We start from the raw sequence: 5,814 nt of genomic DNA on the forward strand, positions 1-5,814 counted from the left end.
CCCGGGAGCACGGCCCGCCTGGCCCGGGGCGGCCGGGTCCGCGACCACGGGCACGCCGCCTGTCGCGGGCGGGCCCGCGCGCAGCACGCCGAGCAGCCGGCGCATGTCGGTGAGCGCGGCGCGCCCGGTCTCGCCGATGGTGCCGAGGGCTCGCGTGGCGGCCGCGGGGTCGGCGTCGGCGGCGTACCGCCCGCCGTCGGCCTGGGCGATCATGACGGTCAGCGAGTGGGCGACGATGTCGTGCATCTCGCGCGCGATGCGGGCGCGCTCGGCGGCGGTCGCGATCTGCGCCTGCTGGTCGCGCTCGCGCTCGAGCCGCTCCGCCCGGTCGACGAGCGCCTCGAGGGTCTCGCGGCGCGACCGCCGGACGAGCCCGAACGACCACACGGCGAGCGCGACGGCCCAGATGAAGAACACGGTGGCGATCGCGGACAGCGGGTCCCACAGCCCGCCGAGCACCGCGGGCAGCAGCAGACCGCCGAGGAGCGCCCCGAGGATCGCGACGCGGTGCGCCCAGCGCGGGCCGTGCACCGTGACGGAGTAGAGCGCGACGAGGACGGCGAGGTCCGCGGGCACCAGCAGCGGCGTGACCAGGAACATCTGGACGAGCGCGACGCTGTAGACGACGACGGCCGAGGCGGTCGGCCGCACGCGCCGCCACGCGAGGGGCGCGATGAGCAGGAAGGACGTGACGACCGTCGCGAGGGTCCGTCCGTTGCTCGTCGCCTCGATGTCGACCGAGGCGGTGACGCCCACCAGCAGCAGGAAGAGCGTCCCGGTGACGTCGACGGCGAAGCGGTGCGACTCCTCCCATCGCAGCACCCGGTCCCACCACGTCACCCGACGAGCGTAGGCGGCGCACGGCCGTGCGGTCGTGCACCCGTGGGGGGAGCCGGGGCCGGCGGACGGCCCGACCGGAGGTGGACCGGCGGCGACGCGCCGTGCGACACGCGGTCCGACCTGGGACGCACCACGACGGACATCGCGCGTCCGCTGGCGGACGAGACCGACTCGTGACCTAGCATGGGCGAATGACCCAGGTGCTGCTGGCCGAGGACGATCCCGCGATTGCCGAGCCTTTGGCCCGGGCGCTGGGGCGTGAAGGTTATGACGTGCGTGTGCAAGGCACTGGTCAAGGCGCCATCGACGGCGCGTCCACGGCGGACCTCGTCGTGCTCGACCTCGGCCTGCCCGACATGGACGGCCTCGACGTCGCCCGCGCGATCCGCAACCAGGGCCTCACGACGCCCGTCCTCGTCCTGACCGCACGCGCCGACGAGGTCGACCTGGTCGTCGGGCTCGACGCGGGCGCCGACGACTACGTCACCAAGCCGTTCCGCCTCGCCGAGCTGCTCGCGCGGGTGCGCGCCCTGCTGCGCCGCACGGTCGGCGACCCGGGCGACGAGGACGAGCTGCACGCGCAGAACGTGCGCGTCGACGTCGCCGCGCACCGGGCGTTCCAGGGCGAGCGCGAGCTGCACCTCACCGCCAAGGAGTTCGACCTGCTGCGCGTGCTCGTCGCGGCGGCGGGCACGGTCGTCGCCCGCGAGACGCTCATGCGCGAGGTGTGGGGCTCCGACCCGACCGGCTCCACGAAGACGCTCGACATGCACGTGTCGTGGCTGCGTCGCAAGCTCGGTGACGACGCCGGTGCCCCCCGCTACGTCACGACGGTGCGCGGGATGGGCTTCCGGTTCGAGACGGGCGCCGGCGAGCGGGCCTGACGCGTGCGTCGTCGCGTCCTGCAGGCGACGATCGCGGCGGTCACCGTCGCGGTCGTCCTGCTCGGCTTCCCCCTGGCCTTCCTCGGTGCGCAGCTCGTCCGCGAGAACGAGATGCGCCAGCTCGAGACCCGGCTCGAGGTCGCGGCGCGCGCCGTGGACTTCCGGGTCGAGGCGGGCGCGCCGCTGACGGACCGGATGCTCGAGAACGCCGCGGTCCCCGTCGGGGAGATCCCCGCGCAGGTGGTGGTCCGCACGGGCGACGGCGCGCTGTACGAGGCCGGCGAGCCGGTCGAGGGACGCAGCCTGACGCTCCAGACCACGTCGCTGTCCGGCGCGGTCGTCGTGCTCACGGTCTCGTTCTGGGACGTGTTCTGGGTGAGCGTGCAGGTCATCGCGCTCGTCGTCGTGGCGGCGGTCGTCGCCTTCGCGGCGGGCATCGCGATGGCGATCTGGCAGGCCAACAAGCTCGCCGCCCCGCTCGTGTACCTGGCCGCGTCCGCCGAGCAGCTCGGCTCCGGCCAGGTCCGCCCCCGGCTCGAGCCGTCGGGCGTGGAGGAGATCGACCTCGTCGCCGCCGAGCTCGCGCGGTCCGCCGACCGGATGGCCGGGCGGCTCGCCGCCGAGCGGCAGTTCGCGTCGGACGCCTCGCACCAGCTCCGCACGCCCCTGACGGCGCTGTCGATGCGGCTCGAGGAGATCATGCTCGCCACCGACGACCCGCAGGTGCGCGAGGAGGCCCGCATCTCGCTCGAGCAGGTCGAGCGGCTCGTCCGCGTGGTCGACGACCTGCTGACGAGCTCGCGCCGCGCGCAGGGCGGCACGACGGAGGCGATCCGGCTGGTCGACGTCGTGCACCAGCAGGAGGAGGAGTGGGCGCCCACGTTCGCCGCCGCGGGCCGCCGGCTCGCCGTCGAGGTCGACCCGCAGACGCAGGTCCTCGCGACGCCCGGCGCGCTCGCGCAGGTGCTCGCGACGCTCATCGAGAACTCGCTCAAGCACGGCGCGGGGACGACGACCGTCCGCTCGCGCGCGGGCGGTCCGTCGGGTGCCGTGGTCGTCGAGGTCGCCGACGAGGGTGCTGGCGTCCCGGACGAGCTCGCCGGGCGCATCTTCGAGCGCGAGGTCACCTCGGGCGCCGGCACGGGGCTCGGGCTCGCGCTCGCCCGCGACCTCGCGAACGCCGACGGCGGGCGCCTCGAGCTCGCGCAGCGTCGCCCCGCGGTGTTCGCGCTGTTCCTCTCGGGCGTCCCCGCGTCGATGCGGCCGGACGTCGTGCTGCCGCTCGGTGCGGTCGTGTCCGCCCGGCCGGACCGCCGCCGCCGCTGACCGCTGCCGCCGCTGACCTGCGCCGCCGTTGACCTGCCGCCGCTGACCTGCGCCGCCGTTGACCGGCGGGTGCGCGGGTCAGGCGGTCGCGTGCCCCGTGAACACCCAGCGCTTGTAGCCGACGTACCGCACGACGGTCCCGAGCGCGATGCCGACGACCGTCGCGACGTTGTCGGCGAGCGGGCTGACCTGCGCGAGGACGTAGTGCGAGAACGCCAGAGTCGCGACCGGCATGACCGCGCCGACCAGGTTGATGGCCGCGTAGACGACGAGCTCGCGGCCGTGCCGGGTCGTGCGGTGCGCGGCGAACGTCCAGTGCCGGTTGCCGAGCCACGACACGACCGTCGCGAGCGCGAGGGAGATGACCTTGGCGGTGATCGGCTTGTGCTCGAGGAGCTCGCCCGGGCCGAACCGGAGCAGGTTGAACACGCCGAGGTCGACGACGAACGCGACCGCGCCGACCGACAGGAACCGGCCGATCTCCAGCGCGCGTGCCCGCAGCGCCGCGATCCCGATCGCCGGGAGCCGTCGCGCCGGGGCGCCGGTCGCGCCGGCCGTGCCGGGCGCCCGCGGGACGTCGTCGAGACGTCGCTCCTCGGTCGTGCTCACAGGCGGTCTCCTCGGCTCGGTGCTCCGGCGAGGATATCCGCCGTCGGGCTGCACGTCGCGGGTCCGACGTCACGGGACGATCCGGTGAAGCGATTCGCGCGAGCCGTGGACGCGGGCGCCGCCGCTCGCGGGCTCGGTTAGGCTCGGCGCCCGTGGCAGCACCTGTGGTGGCGGTGGTCGGTGGCGGACAGCTCGCGCGGATGATGACGCCGGCGGCGACCGCCCTCGGCATCCACCTGCGCGTCCTCGTGGAGGACGCCGCGTCGTCCGCCGCCCAGGTCGTGGTCGACGCGCCCGTGGGCGCCGCGTCCGACGCCGACGCGATCCGCCGGCTCGTCGAGGGCGCGGACGCCCTGACGTTCGAGCACGAGCACGTGCCGAACGACCTGCTCGACCGGCTCGCCGCGGACGGCGTCGCGGTGCGGCCCGGCGCGCACGCGCTCGTGCACGCGCAGGACAAGGCGGTCATGCGCCGCCGGCTCGGCGAGCTCGGCGTCCCGTGCCCCGCGTGGGCGGCCGTCGCGACGCCCGACGAGCTCACGGACTTCCTCGCCGGGACGGGGGGTGTCGGGGTCGTCAAGACGACGCGCGGCGGCTACGACGGCAAGGGTGTCCGCGTCGTGCGCGCCGCCGCCGACGTCGCGGACTGGCTGGCCGCCGCCGCGGACGGGACCGGCGCCGCCCTCATTGTCGAGGAGAAGGTACCGTTCACGCGCGAGCTCGCGGTGCTCGTGGCCCGGCGCCCCGGCGGTGAGGTCCGCACGTGGCCCGTCGTCGAGTCCGTGCAGCGCGACGGCGTCTGCGCCGAGGTCGTCGCCCCGGCCCCGGACCTGCACCCCGCCACGCGCGACGCCGCTCTCGACATCGCCGTCCGCGTCGCCGAGGGGCTCGACGTCACGGGCGTCCTCGCGGTCGAGCTCTTCGAGGTCGCGGACGAGGACGGGGGCGCACCGCGCGTGCTGGTCAACGAGCTCGCGATGCGCCCGCACAACTCCGGCCACTGGACCATCGACGGGGCCGTCACGAGCCAGTTCGAGCAGCACCTGCGTGCTGTGCTCGACCTGCCGCTCGGCGACACCGCGCCGCGCGCGACCTGGACGGTCATGGCGAACGTGCTCGGCAGCGCGCTCGACGACCCGACCGACGCGGTCGCCCAGGTCGCCGCGAGCGACCCCGCCGCGAAGGTGCACCTGTACGGCAAGGAGGTCAGGCCGGGCCGCAAGCTCGGTCACGTCAACGTCAGCGGGGACGACCTCGCGGACGTCCGGGCGCGCGCCGCCGCGGCCACGGCCCTGCTGCGCGGCGAGCCCGACCCCACGGGTGAGGCCGACCCCGCCTGAGACCGGCCGCGGCGCGAGCCGCGGCAGCACGAGACCGACGCGGCGCGCGCCGCGGGACCGGACGGACGGAGGACGAGATGGCGATCGAGCCGGTGGTGGGCATCGTGATGGGGTCCGACTCGGACTGGCCCGTGATGCAGGCGGCCGCGCAGGCGCTCGCGGAGTTCGACGTGCCGGTCGAGGTCGACGTCGTCTCGGCGCACCGTCAGCCGGAGAAGATGATCGCCTACGGCCGCACGGCCGCCGACCGTGGCCTGCGGGTCGTCATCGCGGGGGCCGGGGGAGCGGCGCACCTGCCCGGGATGCTCGCGTCGGTCACCACGCTGCCGGTGATCGGCGTGCCCGTCCCGCTCGCGCACCTCGACGGACTCGACTCGCTGCTGTCGATCGTCCAGATGCCCGCCGGGGTGCCGGTCGCGACCGTGTCGGTCGGCGGCGCCCGCAACGCCGGGCTGCTCGCCGTGCGGATCCTCGCCTCGGGGACGGGCACCGAGGCCGAGCGGCTGCGCACCGCCATGGCGGCGTTCCAGGACGGGTTGCGTGCCCAGGCGGACGCGAAGGGCGAGCGCCTGCGCGGCCGGTCGGGCGACCGTCCGGCGACCGGCTTCACGGCCTGAGCGCGGCCACGCCGACCCGGCCGGTCGGGCGTGGCGGGGTGACCGGGGCCTCGTGAAAGGTCGGTGAACGACCGGCCCACGGTCCCGTCCCGGCGGGCGCACCCGCCGCGCGCGTGCCTACGGTCGTGCGGATGACGTCTGCCACCGCCTCCTCCCCGACGTCGCCCGCCCGCACGCCGGCGGCCGTCGCGACCTCAG

6 protein-coding genes are annotated in these 5,814 nt (G+C 75.7%); 4 read left to right on the forward strand and 2 right to left on the reverse strand.

Features of this window, described 5'->3' with window-relative positions; all coding sequences use genetic code 11:
- The coding region (locus CBZ_RS14805) for a sensor histidine kinase (RefSeq protein WP_246013427.1) at positions 1-840 on the reverse strand (840 nt) is incomplete at its 3' end.
- Between the two features lie 191 nt (positions 841-1,031).
- On the opposite strand from CBZ_RS14805, the gene CBZ_RS14810 reads away from it, so the two are divergent.
- Both CBZ_RS14810 and CBZ_RS14815 read left to right on the forward strand, forming a co-directional pair.
- On the forward strand, positions 1,032-1,724 hold the full coding sequence (locus CBZ_RS14810) for a response regulator transcription factor (protein ID WP_130782283.1): 693 nt from the start codon (positions 1,032-1,034) through the stop codon (positions 1,722-1,724).
- Between the two features lie 3 nt (positions 1,725-1,727).
- Positions 1,728-3,050 (forward strand): sensor histidine kinase, encoded by a 1,323-nt coding sequence (locus CBZ_RS14815; protein WP_130782284.1) that lies wholly within the window; start codon positions 1,728-1,730, stop codon positions 3,048-3,050.
- 78 nt (positions 3,051-3,128) lie between these two features.
- Here the strand turns inward: CBZ_RS14815 and CBZ_RS14820 are convergent, their stop codons facing one another.
- Entirely contained in the window at positions 3,129-3,659 is a 531-nt protein-coding gene (locus CBZ_RS14820; RefSeq protein WP_130782285.1) for a GtrA family protein, read from the reverse strand.
- Between the two features lie 152 nt (positions 3,660-3,811).
- Here CBZ_RS14820 and CBZ_RS14825 point away from each other — a divergent pair, with 152 nt between their 5' ends.
- Positions 3,812-4,999: a 5-(carboxyamino)imidazole ribonucleotide synthase gene (locus tag CBZ_RS14825; RefSeq protein WP_130782286.1), complete on the forward strand. Its 1,188-nt coding sequence runs from the start codon at positions 3,812-3,814 to the stop codon at positions 4,997-4,999.
- A 77-nt stretch (positions 5,000-5,076) separates the two neighbouring features.
- The gene (purE, locus tag CBZ_RS14830; RefSeq protein ID WP_130782287.1) at positions 5,077-5,616 is read left to right on the forward strand and encodes a 5-(carboxyamino)imidazole ribonucleotide mutase; all 540 of its coding nucleotides are present in this window, start codon (positions 5,077-5,079) and stop codon (positions 5,614-5,616) included.
- The last annotated feature ends 198 nt before the right edge of the window (positions 5,617-5,814 follow it).

It is taken from the genome of Cellulomonas biazotea, assembly GCF_004306155.1.
In the GTDB taxonomy this organism is placed as follows: Bacteria; Actinomycetota; Actinomycetes; order Actinomycetales; family Cellulomonadaceae; genus Cellulomonas; species Cellulomonas biazotea.

Excerpts from the sequence above, each read along its gene's own strand:
- CBZ_RS14810 (WP_130782283.1), top strand. The coding sequence starts at position 1,032 with ATGACCCAGGTGCTGCTGGCCGAGGACGATCCCGCGATTGCCGAGCCT.
- purE (WP_130782287.1), top strand. The coding sequence starts at position 5,077 with ATGGCGATCGAGCCGGTGGTGGGCATCGTGATGGGGTCCGACTCGGAC.